This is a genomic window from Bifidobacterium avesanii (assembly GCF_009299475.1).
Taxonomy (GTDB): Bacteria; Actinomycetota; Actinomycetes; order Actinomycetales; family Bifidobacteriaceae; genus Bifidobacterium; species Bifidobacterium avesanii.
The window spans coordinates 38,473-54,205 of the sequence record NZ_WBSN01000018.1 but is presented as its reverse complement, the minus strand read 5'-3'; the positions used below and the strand labels follow the sequence as shown (position 1 = coordinate 54,205).

13 protein-coding genes, 1 tRNA gene and 1 pseudogene are annotated in these 15,733 nt (G+C 67.1%); 7 read left to right on the top strand and 8 right to left on the bottom strand.

Translation table 11 applies throughout. From position 1 onward, the window contains the following. The first annotated feature begins 320 nt into the window (after positions 1 to 320). The 3 genes from bcp (at position 321) to rpiA (ending at position 2,777) form a co-directional block, all read left to right on the top strand. Positions 321 to 851 carry a thioredoxin-dependent thiol peroxidase gene (bcp, locus tag DSM100685_RS08800; RefSeq protein WP_163201109.1) on the top strand — a complete coding sequence of 177 codons (531 nt, stop codon included), beginning with the start codon at positions 321 to 323 and terminating at the stop codon, positions 849 to 851. Positions 852 to 884: 33 nt separating this feature from the next. Continuing rightward, the gene (locus tag DSM100685_RS08795) at positions 885 to 1,985 is read left to right on the top strand and encodes a ribonuclease H family protein (protein ID WP_152350967.1); all 1,101 of its coding nucleotides are present in this window, start codon (positions 885 to 887) and stop codon (positions 1,983 to 1,985) included. 93 nt (positions 1,986 to 2,078) lie between these two features. After that, the gene (gene rpiA, locus DSM100685_RS08790) at positions 2,079 to 2,777 is read left to right on the top strand and encodes a ribose-5-phosphate isomerase RpiA (RefSeq protein ID WP_152350966.1); all 699 of its coding nucleotides are present in this window, start codon (positions 2,079 to 2,081) and stop codon (positions 2,775 to 2,777) included. A 232-nt stretch (positions 2,778 to 3,009) separates the two neighbouring features. On the opposite strand, the gene DSM100685_RS08785 is transcribed toward rpiA, so the two are convergent. From DSM100685_RS08785 to DSM100685_RS08775, 3 genes are all read right to left on the bottom strand, one after another. Next, positions 3,010 to 3,099, bottom strand: a complete 90-nt coding sequence (locus DSM100685_RS08785) for a 30S ribosomal protein bS22 (RefSeq protein WP_004268639.1) — start codon at positions 3,097 to 3,099, stop codon at positions 3,010 to 3,012. A gap of 171 nt (positions 3,100 to 3,270) precedes the next feature. Beyond that, positions 3,271 to 3,359 (bottom strand) — tRNA-Ser (locus tag DSM100685_RS08780). Positions 3,360 to 3,409: 50 nt separating this feature from the next. Next, positions 3,410 to 4,342: an EamA family transporter gene (locus tag DSM100685_RS08775; RefSeq protein ID WP_152350973.1), complete on the bottom strand. Its 933-nt coding sequence runs from the start codon at positions 4,340 to 4,342 to the stop codon at positions 3,410 to 3,412. 83 nt (positions 4,343 to 4,425) lie between these two features. On the opposite strand from DSM100685_RS08775, the gene dinB reads away from it, so the two are divergent. The 3 genes and pseudogenes from dinB (at position 4,426) to DSM100685_RS08765 (ending at position 7,745) form a co-directional block, all read left to right on the top strand. Then, positions 4,426 to 5,730: a DNA polymerase IV gene (dinB, locus tag DSM100685_RS08770; protein WP_152350965.1), complete on the top strand. Its 1,305-nt coding sequence runs from the start codon at positions 4,426 to 4,428 to the stop codon at positions 5,728 to 5,730. A 440-nt stretch (positions 5,731 to 6,170) separates the two neighbouring features. Further along, positions 6,171 to 6,242 (top strand): annotated as a pseudogene (locus tag DSM100685_RS11215) (zinc-ribbon domain-containing protein); the annotation flags it as partial. A gap of 255 nt (positions 6,243 to 6,497) precedes the next feature. Then, on the top strand, positions 6,498 to 7,745 hold the full coding sequence (locus DSM100685_RS08765) for a phosphate ABC transporter substrate-binding protein PstS (RefSeq protein ID WP_204314361.1): 1,248 nt from the start codon (positions 6,498 to 6,500) through the stop codon (positions 7,743 to 7,745). 69 nt (positions 7,746 to 7,814) lie between these two features. On the opposite strand, the gene dapC is transcribed toward DSM100685_RS08765, so the two are convergent. The 3 genes from dapC to DSM100685_RS08750 all read right to left on the bottom strand — a co-directional run bounded on the left by dapC (position 7,815) and on the right by DSM100685_RS08750 (position 11,355). Then, entirely contained in the window at positions 7,815 to 9,008 is a 1,194-nt protein-coding gene (gene dapC / locus DSM100685_RS08760) for a succinyldiaminopimelate transaminase (RefSeq protein ID WP_152350963.1), read from the bottom strand. 35 nt (positions 9,009 to 9,043) lie between these two features. Next, a complete protein-coding gene (gene fdxA / locus DSM100685_RS08755; protein ID WP_152350962.1) occupies positions 9,044 to 9,367 on the bottom strand; it encodes a ferredoxin in 324 nt (107 codons plus the stop codon). Between the two features lie 347 nt (positions 9,368 to 9,714). Next, on the bottom strand, positions 9,715 to 11,355 hold the full coding sequence (locus DSM100685_RS08750; protein WP_239512733.1) for a UxaA family hydrolase: 1,641 nt from the start codon (positions 11,353 to 11,355) through the stop codon (positions 9,715 to 9,717). A gap of 203 nt (positions 11,356 to 11,558) precedes the next feature. On the opposite strand from DSM100685_RS08750, the gene DSM100685_RS08745 reads away from it, so the two are divergent. Then, positions 11,559 to 12,800, top strand: coding sequence for a glycoside hydrolase family 28 protein (locus DSM100685_RS08745; RefSeq protein WP_163201107.1), 1,242 nt, complete (start codon positions 11,559 to 11,561; stop codon positions 12,798 to 12,800). Between the two features lie 104 nt (positions 12,801 to 12,904). Here the strand turns inward: DSM100685_RS08745 and DSM100685_RS08740 are convergent, their stop codons facing one another. Both DSM100685_RS08740 and DSM100685_RS08735 read right to left on the bottom strand, forming a co-directional pair. After that, the gene (locus DSM100685_RS08740) at positions 12,905 to 14,437 is read right to left on the bottom strand and encodes a glycoside hydrolase family 28 protein (RefSeq protein ID WP_152350960.1); all 1,533 of its coding nucleotides are present in this window, start codon (positions 14,435 to 14,437) and stop codon (positions 12,905 to 12,907) included. Between the two features lie 4 nt (positions 14,438 to 14,441). Next, positions 14,442 to 15,602 carry a glycoside hydrolase family 88/105 protein gene (locus DSM100685_RS08735; RefSeq protein WP_152350959.1) on the bottom strand — a complete coding sequence of 387 codons (1,161 nt, stop codon included), beginning with the start codon at positions 15,600 to 15,602 and terminating at the stop codon, positions 14,442 to 14,444. Positions 15,603 to 15,733: the final 131 nt, after the last annotated feature.

Sequence of the window (15,733 nt, the reverse complement as noted above, 5' to 3'; positions counted from 1 at the left end):
CACCGGCAAAACCAACCCGCGCACCACCGAAGGAGGCGGGCCACCCTGCCGGGCAGCAAGAGATAAACATACACGACCCCGCCCACCCGCGCAACCCGCAGGGCGCGAAAGACCCCGGAACCCGCGACATCACGCGGTTCCCTCGGCGTGTCGAAAACACGCGAACCATCACACGCACCACCAGTCTAAACCCCAAAAACCCGACCGCATGTAACGCAGGACGACTCTTCATCGGCATGTCGCATACATTCAGCCGGACGTTCCATCACCGTTCACCCGTCATATACCTTCGCGGCCGCGCACGGGCATTTCGGCATACCATGGTCAGCATGACCAACAACATCAACACCGACGCTTCGCCGTCGCCTATCCCCGGCCGGCTGCAACCCGGGCAGGCCGCCCCCGGATTCTCTCTCCCCGCGGCCATGCCGGACGGCGGCGAATCCACGATCACGCTGGACGACGTGCTTTCCCAGGGCAGGCGCGTCGTGCTGTACTTCTATCCGGCCGCCATGACGCCCGGATGCACCACCGAGGCATGCGACTTCCGCGACAACCTCGCGCGTCTTGAGGGCATGGGACTGACCGTGCTGGGCGTCTCCAAGGATCCGATCGCGAAACTGCACCGATTCGCCGAGCGCGACCATCTGACGTTCCCGCTGCTGTCCGACGAGGACCTGACCGTGCACAAAAGCTACGGCGCATACGGCGAGAAGAAACTGTACGGCAAGACGCACATCGGCGTCATCCGGTCGACGTTCGTCATCGATCCGGACGGCACCATCGCCATCGCGCGCTACAACGTCCGCGCCAAGGGACACGTCGCCTCGCTGATGAAGGCGCTCTCGTAGCCGAAGGAACGCAGCCAAGCAAGGAGTTGAACAGTGACCATAGTGGTATCCACGGATGGGTCCGCCCTCGGCAACCCCAACGGCCCCATGGGCTGGGCCTGGGCCGACCACGCGCAGCACGCGGGCGACGGCGGCGAGCCCGGCCATGAACATGACGCGCACGGCTACGACGCCGGCGGCGCCACGAACGGCACCAACCAGATCGGCGAACTGTGCGCGGTGCTTCAGGCCCTGCGCACCCATCCCGGCCCGCAGCCGCTGACCATCGAAACCGATTCCCAGTACGCGATCAACTGCTCGACCAAATGGGTGCGGGGCTGGAAGAAGAACGGCTGGAAGAACGCGCAGAAGAAGCCGGTGAAGAACGCGGAGCTCATCAGGGCCATCGACGCCGAGATTTCCAGACGTCCGGGGCCCGTGAAATTCGTCTGGGTCAAGGGGCACGCCGGCAACGCGGGCAACGAGCTGGTGGACGAGCTGGCGCGCACGTACGCCGGGGACTGCCGGTCGGGCGCGCGGGACGGATACCTGCCGATCGAAGGCTGGCGGTCGCTGATCGCCTCCGAATACGCGCGCGGCCTCGACGTGCCGCCGGACGTGCAGCTGGTGCTCGACGGCAAGGCGGATCCGCGGACGCTGGCCAAACCGGACGATGCGATCGCGGCGCATGACATGACCCCGGCGCGCCGATCGGTCGCGGATCTGCTGACCGAGCCGGAAGGCGTGCCGGACATCGTCCCGGCGGCGAACCACGCGACCGAAACGCACGGACGCACGGAGAATGCAAAGGATGCGGACGCCACGCACGGCGCGACGCACGACGATATGGACGGCAGTGCAGATGGCGGGACGTCCGCATTCCGGAATCAGGCAGTCATTCCACAAACCGGAACGGGCCGGACCGCAGCGGCGGCGCAACCCGCACAGCCTGTCCAGCCAGCGCAACCCGCAGCCACGGGTCTGACCGCGTCCGGCACGATCCGCATCACGCCGCCGCCCTCGAACAGCCCGCGGTGGGCGGGCAAGGATCTGCGCGTCACCGGCACGATCACGATCGACGCCCCCATCGCCGCCGACGGCACGATCGACCTTGCGGCCGCCGCGTTCCGCCTCACCTCCGTCCGCGAGCGCTGACGGGCCGCGGACGGCCGCACGGGCACGGTCCAAAATCCGCGCGCGCACTACACTGGGAAGCATAGATTCACCGTATCTTTGAAGGAGATGCACATGGATAAGGCACAGCAGGATGCACTGAAGAAGGCGGCCGGCATCGAAGCCGCCAAGCTCGTGACCGACGGCATGATCGCCGGTCTTGGCACCGGCTCCACCGTCCGATTCCTGGTTGACGAGCTCGGCCGCCGCGTGCAGGAGGAAGGCCTGCAGTTCACGGGCGTGACCACCTCCCGCCGCACGCAGGAGCAGGCCGAGGGCTACGGCATCAAGATCGTCGACATCGACGACGTGGATCACATCGACGTGACCATCGACGGCGCCGACGAGGTGGACAAGAACTTCAACGGCATCAAGGGCGGCGGCGCGGCCCTGCTGTGGGAGAAGATCGTGGCCACCAACTCCAACAAGATCGTCTGGATCGTGGACGAGTCCAAAGTCGTGGACACCATCGGCGCGTTCCCGCTGCCCGTCGAGGTCATCCCGTTCGGCGCCGGACACGTGATCAAGCGCTTCGAGGCCAAGGGCTACAAGCCGGTGCTGCGCCTGACCGCTGAGGGCGAGCCGGTGCGCACCGACGAGAACAACTACGTGGTGGACCTGCACCTCGGCCGCATCGACCATCCGCAGGCGCTGGCCGACGACCTCATCAACACGGTGGGCGTCGTGGAGCACGGCCTGTTCCTCAACATGGTGGACAAGGTGATCGTGGGCGATCCGAACGGCCCGCGCGTGATGACCAACTCCAACAAGTGAGTCTCCGCCGCATGGGCGTGCGCGAATGAGCGTGCGCGCGGCGGGCCGGCGCAAGCCGGGGATTTCATCGATCCCCCGGTCTGCCCTTCCGGCGCGTCGTGCGCATGGCTTTACGCGACATGGACGCCGCCAAACCATGCGAAGAGATTGGCGCTTGGCATGCGAAAAGCCCCGCGATCCGAACGGATCCGCGGGGCTTCGTTTTACTCTCGCTGAATGTTCAGCGGCAAGACTACTTGCGCTGGTGACGAGTCTTACGCAGCAGTTTGCGGTGCTTCTTCTTGCTCATCCGCTTGCGGCGCTTCTTGATGACGGAACCCATCGTTCAGCCTCCGATCTCTACTAGTAGAAAAGTTGCAACTTTCCCAATAATACACACTTCCGCCGACTACGCCACCCGCGAGTCGATCACGGCGGCTCCGGACGCGCGGCGGGCCGGCATGGCACCGGCATGAAAAAAGGGATTCACGGTTTCCCGTGAATCCCTTGCCGGCGGAGTGAGAGGGATTCGAACCCTCGAACCGCTTAAACGCAGTTAACACCTTAGCAGGGTGCCCCTTTCGGCCACTCAGGCATCACTCCAGTCACGAATCTTCATGCGAAGAATGCGCAACGAGGGACCACTATAGCACCTATGCCGGATTAGAATCGCCGGAGAAGGTAATTATTACGGCGAAAATTACCAAAAGAATGCCCACGATGTCCCAAACCGTTGGAATTTCGCCGAAAACAAGTCCGATCATCGACGCCACGGCGGGGTTGACTGACTGCATGACGGAAAACGCGCCGGACGTGGTGCGCCGCATGATGAACTGGTCGACGATGTACGGCAGGAACGACGCGCACACGGCCACCACCAGCAGCAGGCCGACGAGCAGCCAGCCCCCGCCGGGCTGCGCGGCCCAAGTGGCCTCGGCCTTGGGATGCACGGTCTCGCGCACGGCGGGCACGGCGAGGAACAGCGACTGCACGGCCCAGCCGATGAGCATGCTCAGGCTCAGCCAGTCGAGCGGCGTGCCGCCGGCCGCCACCCTGCGTCCGAGCACGATGTACACGCCCCACATCGAGCCGCCGATCAGAATGGCGATCAAACCGACCAGGAACGTGCCGCCGCTCGGCTGGGCGAGCGACATGCCGGCCAGAGTGAGCACGCCGGCCGCCGCGACGACGATACCCACGCGCTCGCGCCATGAGCGTCCGGCGATCACCGCGACCGACAGCGGGCCGATGAACTCGATGGCCGTGGCCACGCCCACGTTCATGTTGCTGATGGCCACGTAGTACATGGTGTTCATCAGCGCCAGGGACAGGCCGCAGCCGACGACCACCGCCCATGCGGCGCGCCCGCGGGGCAGCCGGTTGCGCTTCGAGGCGAGCCACGGCCGGCGCCACAGCAGCATGAGCAGCGCGCAGAATCCGACGCGGTACCACACCGCGTACAGGGGGTCGAGCTGCGTGAACGCCTGCTTGGCGACCAGCGTGGCCGCGTACATCACCAGCGCTTCGCCGAGCACGAGCAGGAACACGGGGACCCGGCTGAGCACCATGACGACCAGCCGCTTCATTTCTCTCCACATGGCATCCCACGCTACTCCCCGGAACGGTCGAAAACGCGGCGGGCGGCGAGATCGCGGTCTACCATGGGAACATGAGCACCGCACCAAGACTTGCAGCCGCCAAACGGGATTGGGGTCACGACGAGACCGGCTGCACGGTGCTGCACATCGACATGGACGCGTTCTACGCTTCGCTGGAGGTGGCCCGCCACCCGGAGCTCAAGGGCAAGCCGGTGATCATCGGCACGGGCGCGCGGTCGGTCGTCTCCGCGGCGAGCTACGAGGCCCGGCGGTACGGCGTCAATTCGGCGATGGCCTCGGCCCGGGCGCGGCAGCTCTGCCCGAACGGCGTTTTCCTGCCGGTGGACATGCGTTACTACCGCGAGCAGTCGCACCGCATCTTCACCGAGGTGTTCGAGCGGGTGACAGACCGCATCGAGAAGGTGTCCGTGGACGAGGGCTACATGGACGTGTCCGCGGCGCTCACCCAGTGGCATTCCCCGAGCGCGATCGGCGCGTGGATTCGTGGCGAGGTGGCGCGGCGGTTCCACGTGACCTGTTCGGTGGGCGTGGCGGGCAACAAGCTCGTGGCGAAGATGGCCTCCACGAACGCCAAACCGGACGGCATGCTGGTGATTCCGCTGGCCAGACACGCCGAATTCGTGCAGATGATGCCGTTGCGCGGCATTCCCGGCATCGGACCGGCGCTGGAGAAGCGTCTCAACGGCTGGGGCATCAACTCGGTGGCGGACTTGGCCGCGACGGACGAAACCGCATTGGCGCGGGCATGCGGCTCCGCGACCCTGGCGCACGGGTTGTGGCTGGCGGCGCGGGGCGTTGACGACCGACCGGTCACGCCGTATACGCCGGAGAAGTCGGTCGGCGCCGAGCGCACGTTCAGCGAGGACACGAGATCGATGCGCAAGGTGCACGACCTGCTGCGCTGGGCATGCGACGACGTGGCGCGGACGCTGCGTGGAAAGGGTTTCATGGCCCGCACGCTCACGGTGAAGCTGCGCTTCGCGGACCTGAGCTATCAGACGCGCGCCTGCACGTTGGAGAAGCCGTTCGACACGGCCAGCGCCATGCTACCGGAGGCGATGCGGCTGCTGCGCGCCATGCTGGGCATGACGGGCACGGCGGACGGGACGCGGGGAACGGTCGGGACGTCTTACGACGAAACGCTGCCGAAGCTGGTGCGGTTGGCGGGCGTGAGCGCCAGCGGCCTGACGGAGGCGGACAAGACGGTGGTGCAGCCGTCGCTCGATGATCTGCTGGACGAGCACGCCCATGAAGGCGCCGGCGGCACCAAACCGGCGCGCATGAGCCAGGCCGAGCAGGCGCTCGACGCCGTGCGGCGCAAATTCGGCAGCAAGGCGGCGAGCCTCGGTCTCTAGACCGGCTACGTACCGCGTACTTTCGATTTGTGCGGTGGAAATCGCCGGCATCCCGCATATAGGCTCTTGCAATTCCGCGGAATCACGGTGACGATACCGAGGATGACGGAGAAATCCACCGCACAAATCGGAAATATGCAGCCCCGAGAACGCGACTCACACGACTTCCGGCACAATACGAAAACGTCAATCGTTTTATCTACGCAAACCTCGACGAGCACCATGTCAAAAGGCCGTATACATGGGCCTGAATGGTGCCACCAGCCCAGCAACATGAGAGCACATGAACCACGCCGACGCCGCGCATGCGCCGATTCAGGCAACAAACACCCCCGTATACTTGATGGTAGCGGCGGCGAGCGCCGTTCCGATGCAATGGTGGTCGGTTCCGCGGGGACAGCCCCCGTAGCATCGGTTTTCCAGCAACGGACGGGGGAAAGATGATGATGGCATTCTGCACGCAATGCGGCAACCGGATCACGGCCGATGCGAAATTCTGCCCATACTGCGGCGCACCGCAAACCCTGGCCGAGCCGAACCCCGCGCAACGCACGGACGTGCAGCCAGTCGCGACGCCCACACCGGCAACACCCATTCCCGCCACGCCCGCTCCCGCAACGGCATCAGCACCGTCTCCCAACACGCAGCCACTCACCGCGTCCTCATCATTCCCCGCCGCACCATCCGACCCATCACGTCAGGGCCCGCAGCCCGTTCCCGTACCCGCGCCGGCAAAGCGCCGCGGCAATCATACGGCCACCGTAGCGGTGGCTTCATGCGCCGCGGCGGCGCTCATCGCGTCGACCGTCTACGGCGGGCTGGCCTGGCGCAACCGATGGTGGCCGTTCCCCGCGCAGCAGCCGGTCGCGGTGGCGCAGGCCACGACGACCGCATCGGGCTCGCCAAGCTCGTCGGCCACGCAAGGCGGCGCATCCACTCCGTCGTCCGCCGCATCCGGCGCGTCCGCGTCCGATGCCATGAACCTGTCGGACGACGACCAGCTCGACGGCATGCCGGACGTGTCCGGCGACTTCAGCGGCGCCGGAAGCGCGTCAATGCAATACGCCGCCCAGTCATGGATATACGGGTTCACGTCGAAACGCCCGAACGCGCGCATAGCCTACAATCCCACCGGCACAGGCGCTGGCCTCGCATCGTTCTCCACAGGCGCCCTCACTTGGGCGACGACCGATCGCGCGCCGTCCGGCGAGCAGATGGACGGCGCACGATCGGTCTGTTCCGCCGGCGAACCGATCGCCGTGCCGGTGTCGGTCGATCCGATCCTCATCCCATACCGTCTCGACGCGCTGAACGGCGAGCCACTCAATCTGTCCGTCAAAACGCTCGCGGGCATTCTGTCGGGGACCATCACCACGTGGAACGACGCCGCCATCGCGGCGGACAATCCGCACGTGAATCTGCCGAGCACGCCGATCACCGTCGTGGCCCGCGCCGACAAGTCCAGCTCGACCCTGCTGCTCTCGCAGTACCTTGCCAAGGCGACCCCGGACGCATGGCCGTATCAGCCGTCCGAGTCATGGCCCGCCGCGACCGCGCATCAGCTCAAGGGCGCAAGCGGCGTGGTCAGCGCCGTCGACCAGCAGGACGGCGCGATCGGCTATGTGCAGCGGTCGTCGGCCCAAGGCTCGTCCATGTCCACCGTGCGGCTGATGCAGGGATCCACGGCCGTTCCCTATTCACCGCAGGCCGCCTCGCGCATGGCCGACATCTCCTTCGATGCGGCCAACAAGGGCAACGGCGGCAGCGCCGATCCGTCAAGCGCGTTCGACGTGGCGTTCGGCGTCACCGACGCCGCCGCATACCCGCTCATCACCATCGACTACATGGTGGGCTGCTCCGCCTATCAGGACTCCTCCACCGGCGAGTTCATGAAGCAGTGGCTGCTGTACGTCACCAGCGACGCCGGGCAGAAGGCGGCCGCCGGCGTGGGGCTCGCGCCACTGTCGTCCAAGGTGCGCAACGCCTACGCCGCGACGATCGACGGCATCCGCTGAGCGGGCGGCGACCAAGAGCGACCGGCAGCTGCGGGACCGAAGCCGCGCCCCGAGCCGGCAGAGCCAAGCTCAGCGCTCGGAGCCGGCCTGACGCAGTCGCTCGGCGGCGAGGTCGATGACGGCGTCGGTGGCGGTGGCGGCGAAGCGCAGATATTCCGGTGCGGCGTAGAATTCGCCCGGGCTCGGCACCACGCCAAGGCGGGCCAGGGACGCCATGTCCTTCCAGCAATCGCCGGACAGGGCACGCACCCACACATACAGGGCGCCTTCGGGCATGGCGGCGTCGTAGCCATAGGCGCGCAACGCCTCGACGAGCGTGGACAGCCTGCGGCGGTAGCACTCGTGCTGGGCGTGCACGGCGGACACGTCGCGCAGCCCGGCGGCCATGGCGGCCTGCACCGGGCCGGGGATGATCTGCCCGATCTGCTTGCGGTAGTCCGACATTTCCGCGACGAGTCCGGCATCGCCGGCGACGAGCGCGGTGCGGTAGCCGGCCATGTTGGACTGCTTGCTGAGCGAGTACAGCACGAGCACGCCGTCCGCGGATCCGCCGCACACCTGCGGGCTCAGCGCGCACGGCGTGGCAGTCAGGCAATAGGCCTGCGCCGCGACGGGTTCGTTGGATTCCACGGCCGTGGAGGCGTCCGTGCCGCGCCAGTCCATGAGCGCGTAGCATTCGTCGGACAGCACCACGGCCCCGATGCGGCGCGCGGCGGCCACGATGCCGGCCAGCTGCGCCGCGGACAGCACCTCGCCCGAGGGATTGCACGGCGAATTCACCCACACGGCCCTCACGCCGGGCTCATGCTCCCACGAGGAAACGTCGGCGACGTCGTCCACCTTGAGCACGCGCGCGCCGGCGATCTGCGTGCCGATTTCGTACGTCGGATAGGAGACGCGCGGCTGGACCACCACGTCGCCCTCCCCCAGGTGCAGCAGCGACGCCATGAGCGCCACGCCCTCCTTGGAGCCGACGGTGGGGACGGCCCGGGCGCCCACCGCATCGAGGTCCACGCCGCGCAGATGGCGGAACCAATACGCCATGGCGTCCTTGAGCTCCTTGGTGCCGGCCGTGACCGGGTAGCCGTGGGCGTTCGGCGCGTCGGCCGAGGCGACGAGCGCGTCGACGACCGACTGCGGCACGGGGTCGACGGGGGAACCGACGGACAAGTCGGCCATGCCGCCGGGCACGCGGGCGGCCGTGGCCTTGAATTCGGCGATGCGGCCCCAGTCATAGGGGGACGAAAAGGCGTGGAATCCCATATGCAATCAGTGCGGAAGAGTCAGAGAGCCGGGAATCAGGCCTGATTCTGCGGGGGAAGCTCCTCGACCTGCTTGGGGTCCTTGCCGATCGGACCGGCCGCGGAGGCGCCGCCCAGATCGCCGACCTCCTCGAAGAACTCGACGGCCGCGTCCTTGTACCAAGCCCACTCCTCCGGCAGGTCGTCCTCGTAGAAGATGGCCTCGGTGGGGCACACGGGCTCGCAGGCGCCGCAGTCCACGCACTCGTTCGGATTGATGTACAGCGAGCGTTTGCCCTCGTAGATGCAGTCCACGGGGCACTCGTCCACGCAGGCCTTGTCTCGGACGTCCACGCAGGGCTGTGCGACGACGTATGGCATGGTTTCCTCCTCAAATACGTTCCGGTGCGACGGGCCGGCGATGCGGCGCCGCCAATGCTGCATTCCAGAGTACGCCGGGGCGAGGATGGCCGCGCCGATTCCGCCGTCGGCTCCCCTCCCCGCCGCATTCCGCATCGTTCGCCCCGTCGTCCGTTCCGTCATTCGTTCCAACCCGCGCGCCCCGCGGAACAGGTTGGAACGAATGACGTGGAATCGCGCCCATAAAGAGCCCCAAAACGCGGCAAACGTTCCAACTTGCGCATTGGGGCGCGCAGATTGGAACGTTTGCGGATGCGAAAGGCGGAGGAAGCGGAGGGGAAGCGCGGGACGGAGGCGCGGGGAAGGCGCTACTCGGTCGGGCCGTCCTTGAAGATGGTCACGCCCTGCATCGCGTTGCGCTCGTTGTTGGCGCGGGCGCCGTTGACGGTCTCGAGGACGAGCTTGCGGAAGTCCTCGTCCACCGCGGCGGCGGGCTCGTCGAGCAGGCGGCCGGCGTTGAAGTCGATCCAGCGGTGCTTCTTGGTGGCGAGCGGCGTGTTCGTGGCGATCTTGAGGGTGGGCACGAAGCAACCGAACGGGGTGCCGCGGCCGGTGGTGAACAGGACGATCTGGCAGCCGGCGGAGGCCATGGCCGTGGTGGAGACCATGTCGTTGCCGGGGGTCTCCATGAGGCTCATGCCGTTGCGGCGCAGACGCTCGCCGTACCACAGGACGTCCTCGACCTCGCACTTGCCGCCCTTGCGGATGCAGCCGAGGGACTTGTCCTCGAGGGTGGTGATGCCGCCGGCCTTGTTGCCCGGGGAGGGGTTGTCGGAGATGATCTCGCCGTACTTGCGGAAGTGGTCCTTGAACTTGTTGATGAGGCGGACGACGTCGTGGAACACGCCCTCGTCGCGCGCCTGGGACATGAGGACGGTCTCCGCGCCGAACATCTCGGGCACTTCGGAGAGGATGACGGAGCCGCCCTGGGAGACGACCCACTCGGCGAAGCGGCCGACGAGCGGGTTGGCGGTGATGCCGCTCATGCCGTCGGAGCCGCCGCATTCCACGCCAACCTTGAGCTCGCTCATGGGGATGGGCTCGCGCACGTCGTTCGCGGCGGCGTCGTTGAGCTCCTCGAGCAGGTCGGCGGCGGTTTCGAACTCGTCCTCCATCTCCTGGCAGATCATGAAGCGGGTGCGCTCGGGCACATACTCGTGCATGCCCTCCTTCATGAGGGACATCTGGTTGTTCTCGCAGCCGAGGCCGACGAGCAGCACGCCGCCCGCGTTGGGGTGCTCGGCGATGCCGCGCAGGGTGTTCTGCGTCCAGACGAGGTCGCCGCCGAGCTGGGAGCAGCCGTAGGGGTGGCGGGCCACGATCACGGAGTCGAAGTTGCCGCAGTCGGGGTGCAGGGCGCGGAAGGCGCGGGCCATGGTGTCGCACAGGCCGTCGATGCAGCCGACGGTGGGCACGATGTACAGGTCGTTGCGGATGCCGACCTTGCCGTTGGCGCGGCGGTAGCCCATGAACGTGGTGGTGGGCCGGCCGGGCTTGACGGTGTCGTCGGTGGGCTCGTAGGTGTATTCGAGGTTCGCGCCGAGGTTGGTGCGGATGTTGTGGGTGTGGACCCACTCGCCCTTTTTGATGTCCTGCTTGGCGCGGCCGATGGCGAAGCCGTACTTGACGACGTTGGTGCCTTCGGGGATGTCCTCGAGGGCGATCTTGTGGCCGCGCGGCACGTCGTTGAGGACGGTGAGCGGCTCGTGGCCCTCGACGGTCACGGTCTCGCCGGCCTTGATCGGGCGGGCGGCCACGCACACCATATCGCCGGGGGCGAGGAAGATGGTGTCGAGGCCGGTCTTCTCCGGGATCTCCGCGATGTAGTCGTGCTTGGCGGCCACGCCGTTGTCGCCGCAGGTGGGGATGAACCCGGTGGTCGCGGCCACTCCGGGGCGGAGCTCCGCGCAGTTGTCGTTGACGGTGGTGTTCTGCTTCATTGCGCTCATAGCATCAATGGTAGGGACTGTCAAGACCCCCGCGGCCGTTTGTTGCCACGCATTGCAGAATGCGCGCGGAACGCGGCGCCGCGGCCGGGCCGGGGCACGCGGGGATGCACGCCGCGGCAACAATTATGGCAACGTTCAGGCGCGGCGCCTACGATGGACGGCGACCGCATCGTCCGATGAAGCACGCACAAGGAGCACCGCACATGAGCAACATCGCCGCCGACGTACACAGCGCCATTCTGGCCATCAGGGAGCCGGACATCCCGTCGCGCGAGGTCTCGATCTCCCGCTATCCGACGATTCAGGAGGCGGTGGACTACTGCGCGCAGCGCGGCGGCGGACGGGTCACGGTGCCCGAGGGGCACTGGCTTTCGGGCCCGATCCACCTGAGGAGCAACGTCGAGCTGCATGTGGAGGCGGGCGCGACGATCGAGTTCTCCCCCAAGCCGGCCGACTACCTGCCGGCGGTGTTCACGCGCTGGGAGGGCACGGAGTGCTGGAACTACTCGCCGCTCGTCTACGCGCGGGACTGCCACGACGTGGCGCTTACCGGATCCGGCACGCTCATGGGCAACGGCATGGAGTGGTGGGACTGGAAGCAGGCGCAGAAGGCCGGCTCCCAGCGCCTGTACGACCTCGCCGTGGCCGGGACTCCGGTGGACGAGCGCGTGTTCGGCACCGAGCAAGACGCGCTGCGCCCGTCGTTCGTGCAGTTCGTGAACTGCCGCAACGCGCTCGTCGAAGGCGTGACGCTGGAGGAGGGCCCGATGTGGACCATCCACCCGGTGTACTGCGAGGACCTGATCGTGCGCGGTGTGCGCATCAACTCGATCGGCCCGAACACGGACGGCTGCAACCCGGATTCGTGCCGCAACGTGCTCATCGAGGGATGCCGGTTCAACACCGGCGACGACTGCATCGCCATCGACGCCGGGCTCAACGAGGACGGATGGAGGGTGAACCGCCCGTGCGAGAACGTGGAGATCAGCCACTGCACCATGCTGGGCGGGCACGGCGGCATCTCGATCGGCTCGATGGTGTCCGGCGGGGTGAGGAACGTGTACGCGCACGACTGCTCGCTGGTGGCGGTGGAGCGCGGCATCCGCATCAAGTCGATGCGCGGGCGCGGCGGCTACGTCGAGGACGCGCTCTTCGAGAACCTCACGATCAAGGCCGTCAAGTACGAGGCGGTGAGCTTCAACATGTTCTACCCGTCGAGCACCGTGGAGCCGAAAAACGCGGCGCCGAGCGCCCTGCGCCGCGTGACGCTGCGGCACGTCACCGGCTCCGGCGCCGCGACCGCGCTGGAGTTCAGGGGCCTGCCGGAGGAGCCGCTGCGCGGCATCGCGCTCGATTCGGTGTACCTGACGGCCGGCGAGGCCATCCGGTCCTCCGACGTCGTGGATCTGACCATGCGCGACGTGCAGCTTGCGGCGGAGGCGTGACGACCGGAGGCACGACGATCCGGAAAACGCAATGAGCGGCCGGCCGCGGGTGACGATTCCGCGGCCGGCCGCCATTGTTTCATGGCCGTTCTTCAGGGCCTTCGCTACAGCGCCTTGAGGTTCTCGAAGCGGATGCCCTGCGCGCGCGAAAGCTCCACCGTGCCCGAGCCGTGTTCCACCCCGCCGAGCGTCACGTCACGGAACGTCACGTCGCGCACCTCGTGGCCGGGCTTGTCGAAGCCCTGGATCAGGATCGCGGGCACCGCGTGAAGCGGGTCGGCGTCGTGCTCGTCGCCCCAGAAGCGGCCGAGCGCATGCACGCGCTCGAAGGCGATCTTCTCGAACACCGGCTGGTCGGGGCCGGGCTCGCCGTCGTCGTTGTACGGCACGGCGCTGATGTTGATCGCGGCGACGTCGCAGTCGCGCACGGTCACGTCGCGCACGTAGCCGCCGCGCTTGGGCGTGCCCTTGATCTGGAAGCCGAACCGGGCGTGGGAGATGTCCACGTCCCACACCTTGACGTCCTCCACGCCGCCGCTCATCTCCGAACCGATGGCGATGCCGTGCCCGTGCGTGGACACGCAGTCGAAGACGCGCACGTGCCTGGTGGGGCGCGCGATGGCGTTGCCCTCGGGGTTCTTGCCCGACTTGATGGCGACCATGTCGTCGCCGGTGTCGAACCGGGAGTCGAACAGCCAGCAGTTCGTGGACGAGTCCGGGTCCCAGCCGTCGCCGTTCCACACGCCGGCGGACGTGAACGAGCAGCCGTACGTGGCGATGGTGTCCGAGTAGATGAGCTGCACGTTCCAGCTGGGCGACTGGCCCACCGTGAGCCCGGAGATCTCCACGTTCCGCGCGTTGGCCACGTTGATGAGGCGGCCGCGCACGCGCGCCGGGATGGTGTCCTCGTTCTCGCAGGTGGCGATGTAGTCGGCCATGGCGGCGAGCTCGTCCTTCATGAGCTCGCGCTGCAGGTCGATCGTGCGGCGCATGAGCTCCGCGCCGCCGCCGAGGATGGACCCCTCGCCGGTGATGGTCACGTTGCTCGTGGTGTAGCCGCCGTCGTGGTCGAGCGCGCCCACGTTGATCAGGCTCGCGTAGCATTCGCATTCCGTGCCCTCGAAGCGCGTCCACACGCGCGGCTCGTAGTCGGCCGGATCCGCGGACCCCTGGACCACGCCGCCTCGCAGCACCTTGAGCTCGCTGTCCGAGTGCATGTACAGCGCGCCGGTGAGGAACGTGCCGGCGGGGACGACCACGCGCTCGTCCGGCCCGCAGTCGTCGAGCGCCTGCTGGAGGGCCGAGGTGTTCATGGTCCTCCCGTCGCCGACCGCGTGGTAGGGCGCGGCGGTCACGTCGATCTCGCGCTTGGCGGGCAGCGTGCGGAACGTGCCGGCGAGCATCGGCTCGAAGTCGCCGTATTCGCCCTCCTCGCTCATGCACACGGCGAAGTCGTAGGAGGTGTCCGGCGTGAGGTCGAGGAAGGTGACGTGCGTGCGGTCCACCTTGGCGGCCTCGGAGCCGTCGAATCGGATGCGGTAGATGGACTGCGGCGTTTCGGCGTAGCCCTGATCCCAGAACAGGGTGATCTTGGTGTCCGAGACGCTGGCGTGCAGTCCGTTGTTGGTGACGATCATCGGTTTACTCCCCTTCGCTTGCGGTTGCGCGGCGCTCGTTGCGCAGCACTTCGACGTAGGCCAGCACCAGCGGGGCCACGCCCTTCGCGTCGTTGCGCACGATCGGCTCGCGCATGTAGTAGTCGAACGTGCCCTCCCGGTGCGTGGCGTTGCCCAGACCGGCCACGAGGCAGATGTTGCCGAGCGTCAGGCGTCCGTCCTCCTCGTTGAGCTGAGTGTCGCAGATCCCATGGTAGGCCTTCAGGCCGATGTCGAAGTAACGCGCCGGCAGCGCGCCGAGCCGGGCGCCCTTCATGATCGCGTACGCGAAGATCGCCGAGCCGGAGGTCTCCTGGTAGTTCGGCGCGATGTTCGGCAGGTTGATCACCTGGCGCCACATGCCGGTTTGGGCGTCCCGGTAGGGCAGCATCGCGTCGACGAGCTCGCGGAACATGCGGCGCAGCGCGTCGCGTTCGCCGCTCATGGACGCGGGCAGGATCTCCCACGTGTCGACGAGCGCCATGGCGAACCAGCCCTCCGCCCTGAGCCAGAAGCAGTTCGACAGGCCCGTGACCGGGTCGCACCAGAATTCGGAACGCGACGAGTCGTAGGCGTGGTAGTAGAGCCCGTTGCGTTCGTCCCGCATGTGCTCGCGCACGCTTTCGAACTGGTGGAGGCTGTCGGCGCAGCCCCTGCCGTCGCGGAAGTTCAGCTCGTACTGCATGTAGAACGGCTGGGCCATGTACAGGCCGTCGAGCCACACCTGGTTGGGGTAGATGAGCTTGTGCCAGAAATTGCCCTCGATGGTGCGCGGCTGGTGCTCGAGCTGGCCGCGGATGGTGTCCATGGCCCTGCGGTACTTGGGCTTTTCGGTGATGGCGTAGAGCTGGTAGAGGGTCTTGCCGGCGTTCACGTTGTCGAGGTTGTACTCGGCGGGGTCGTAGGAGGCGATGGAGCCGTCCTCACGCACGAAGTGGTCGATGAACCGGTCGGCGAAGTCGAGGTAGGCGTCGTTGCCGGTGATGTCGTTGAGGTCGAGCAGGGCCTTGATCATGCAGCCGTCGATGTAGTTCCACGTGTTCGGCTTGCCGGCGCGGATCTTCTCGATGTTCCAGGCGGGGGCTTCGGGCGTGCTGGTCTCGATGAGCTGGTGTACATACGTATCGATGATGCGGGAACTGCCCATGCGTCTGACTCCTTCGTGATACGCTGCGCCGCGGCGGTGCGGCCGGTCATGGTTCGGTACCATGATCGCACACCGCCGCGGCGAAACGCCCGCCTGTTGGCATGGGTTGCATCGCAGGGTCCGGGAAAACC

Coding starts and splice junctions, on each gene's coding strand:
- bcp (WP_163201109.1), top strand. CDS start 321: ATGGTCAGCATGACCAACAACATCAACACCGACGCTTCGCCGTCGCCT.
- rpiA (WP_152350966.1), top strand. CDS start 2,079: ATGGATAAGGCACAGCAGGATGCACTGAAGAAGGCGGCCGGCATCGAA.
- DSM100685_RS08785 (WP_004268639.1), bottom strand. CDS start 3,099: ATGGGTTCCGTCATCAAGAAGCGCCGCAAGCGGATGAGCAAGAAGAAG.
- DSM100685_RS08775 (WP_152350973.1), bottom strand. CDS start 4,342: ATGAAGCGGCTGGTCGTCATGGTGCTCAGCCGGGTCCCCGTGTTCCTG.
- dinB (WP_152350965.1), top strand. CDS start 4,426: ATGAGCACCGCACCAAGACTTGCAGCCGCCAAACGGGATTGGGGTCAC.
- dapC (WP_152350963.1), bottom strand. CDS start 9,008: ATGGGATTCCACGCCTTTTCGTCCCCCTATGACTGGGGCCGCATCGCC.
- fdxA (WP_152350962.1), bottom strand. CDS start 9,367: ATGCCATACGTCGTCGCACAGCCCTGCGTGGACGTCCGAGACAAGGCC.
- DSM100685_RS08750 (WP_239512733.1), bottom strand. CDS start 11,355: ATGAGCGCAATGAAGCAGAACACCACCGTCAACGACAACTGCGCGGAG.
- DSM100685_RS08745 (WP_163201107.1), top strand. CDS start 11,559: ATGAGCAACATCGCCGCCGACGTACACAGCGCCATTCTGGCCATCAGG.
- DSM100685_RS08740 (WP_152350960.1), bottom strand. CDS start 14,437: ATGATCGTCACCAACAACGGACTGCACGCCAGCGTCTCGGACACCAAG.
- DSM100685_RS08735 (WP_152350959.1), bottom strand. CDS start 15,602: ATGGGCAGTTCCCGCATCATCGATACGTATGTACACCAGCTCATCGAG.